The following is a 2,380-nucleotide window of genomic DNA, read 5'->3' on the forward strand; positions in this document are numbered from 1 at the left end:
ATTGATGGTGCCCCGGGCCGGACTTGAACCGGCACAGCGCGAACGCCGAGGGATTTTAAATCCCTTGTGTCTACCAATTCCACCACCAGGGCAACGCAATTGCGATGAAGACACCACCGTTCCTTTTGGCTTTTGCCTTGGGAACGAGGCGTACTTTACTCGATTATAAAAATGAGTCAATAAATAATTTACGCTAATTTATTCAAGCGGTTAAAAACCGATCCAAGCGAATATTTTTCGTTCAAAAACGAACTATCAAACCTATAAATCACCATATTCACTGACCTTTTTCCTAGATTTCCAGTCACTCAATTATTTTGTCGTGCTCGCTTGTTCAAGGCCTACCTCTGGATTTTTTGATTTTGTACTTAAACATTTACTAATTACCAAAGCGAAAATCACAGGCACGAACCAACTCGCATGGGCATCAAATAGTGGTAAATACTTAGCGCATAATGAAGAAAGCGACTCTGGCAGCAAACCTAGAATGCTCAAGGCATCAACTGTACCTAATACCGAACTAATGAAAACAATAGTCACAAAGGAAACTGAATTACGCTTTGTAGTCGGCAGCACAAATGCGGTTAAGACCAAAGCAATCGCGATTGGGCACAAAATAAGAATAGCTGGCAAACTTATCGTTAGGATTTGTTCTAAACCAAAATTAGCAATAATGCCGGTCAACAATGCAACGATGGTTGCTGTCATTGCAAAAGGCGAACGAAACGTCTGTTGATAATATTCAGCACACGCATTAGTTAAACCAACAGTAGTCGTTAAACACGCCATGATTATAATGCCAGCAAGTAGGTACTGCCCCAATGGGCCAAAAACCACGGCAACATATCGAGTTAATAGCTCTCCACCATTGGAAACGCCCTCAGCTATCGAACCTGAAGTCGCGCCTACATAAGCAAGAGCAAGGTAACACGCCGACATCAAAAATGCATAAACCAAGGTAACTTTTAGCGTTGCAGAGAATATCTCTTTAGGAGATTCGCACCCTTTGTCACGAATCGCTTTAATAATGATCCAGCCAAAGCCAACAGCAGCGATCGCGTCCATAGTCATATAGCCTTGAATCAAGCCACTGGTGACTGCTTTATGTTGATAATCTAACGTTGGGATGTTTAAAGGACCTAACGGTGTGATAAAAGCCGCTACCGCGAGTGCTGCCAGCATCAGAACCAGCAATGGCGTCATGATCTTACCAATATAGTCCACAAGCTTGCCACGCTGAAATGCCAGCAACAAGGTAACCAGAACAAAAATGCTTGAAAATGCCATTAAGTGGTCGCCTGAAACAAAAGGTTTTAGGCCCATCTCATAAGCAACTGTTACCGCTCTAGGCATAGCAAAAGCAGGCCCAACGGCCGTAAATAATAGAACCCAAAAAGCGATAGCTAGAGGACGTGGAAGTGCTTTAGTCAATTGTGCGCTATCACTTAAGCGACCAAACACAATCAGTGTCAATGCCGGTAAACCAACAGCAGTGACTAAAAAGCCTAGCATTGCCGGGATATATTGGGTACCCGCCTCTAAGCCAAGAAAAGGAGGAAAAATAATGTTCCCTGCCCCAAGAAACATGGCAAATGTCATTAAACCTATTGCAAGCGAATTTTGATTTTTCAAACTACAGCCCTCATGCTATTAGATTTTGCTCTAAATAGCGTTTTGTTGTGGACCGTCAGGTTAGCTGGGGGGAGAAAAGTAAAATGGGTAGTGTTGCTCTTCCGCCAGCTTAGCTGACGGAAGTGGCCGCCAGCCTAGTTAATAATGACTAGGACGACGACTGAAATTGTTGATGTTAAACACGACATAGCACCAAACATCATTTGGCGTAACGCTGCAAATTGTTGGGCTAAAGAGAAAGGCATTAGTATGTCCTAGTTAATTGTCGTGGTAACCAAACCAATATATAAGTATTAATTTATAAAGTAAACGATTAACAGATAAAAATATCACCGCTTAAAAAACAAGCAAAACTATACTCTGTTATATACGAAAAAGCCCCGACCAATAGGTCGGGGCTTAAAATTTGGAGCGACACATCGGGTTCGAACCGATGACCTCAACCTTGGCAAGGTTGCGCTCTACCAACTGAGCTAGTGTCGCAGACATAATCTTCTTAAGAAGAGAATGGAGGCGCCTCCCGGAGTCGAACCGAGGTCCACGGATTTGCAATCCGCTGCATAGCCACTCTGCCAAGGCGCCTTTTTGTGTTTCATTTTTTATTCAATTGATGGTGCCCCGGGCCGGACTTGAACCGGCACAGCGCGAACGCCGAGGGATTTTAAATCCCTTGTGTCTACCAATTCCACCACCAGGGCAACGCAATTGCGATGAAGACACCACCGTTCCTTTTGGCTTTTGCCTTGGG

General features: G+C 43.9%; 1 protein-coding gene and 4 tRNA genes. All 5 read right to left on the reverse strand.

The window, feature by feature from the left end; all coding sequences use genetic code 11:
• Positions 1 to 5: 5 nt before the first annotated feature.
• The 5 genes from DZ860_RS23625 to DZ860_RS23645 all read right to left on the reverse strand — a co-directional run bounded on the left by DZ860_RS23625 (position 6) and on the right by DZ860_RS23645 (position 2,330).
• Positions 6 to 92: transfer RNA gene (locus DZ860_RS23625), tRNA-Leu, on the reverse strand.
• Positions 93 to 312: 220 nt separating this feature from the next.
• Positions 313 to 1,632 carry a branched-chain amino acid transport system II carrier protein gene (gene brnQ / locus DZ860_RS23630; protein ID WP_120035711.1) on the reverse strand — a complete coding sequence of 440 codons (1,320 nt, stop codon included), beginning with the start codon at positions 1,630 to 1,632 and terminating at the stop codon, positions 313 to 315.
• A gap of 407 nt (positions 1,633 to 2,039) precedes the next feature.
• A tRNA-Gly gene (locus DZ860_RS23635) sits at positions 2,040 to 2,115 on the reverse strand.
• 25 nt (positions 2,116 to 2,140) lie between these two features.
• A tRNA-Cys gene (locus DZ860_RS23640) sits at positions 2,141 to 2,214 on the reverse strand.
• A 29-nt stretch (positions 2,215 to 2,243) separates the two neighbouring features.
• A tRNA-Leu gene (locus DZ860_RS23645) sits at positions 2,244 to 2,330 on the reverse strand.
• Positions 2,331 to 2,380 lie beyond the last annotated feature (50 nt).

Source organism: Vibrio sinensis (genome assembly GCF_003605645.1).
In the GTDB taxonomy this organism is placed as follows: Bacteria; Pseudomonadota; Gammaproteobacteria; order Enterobacterales; family Vibrionaceae; genus Vibrio; species Vibrio sinensis.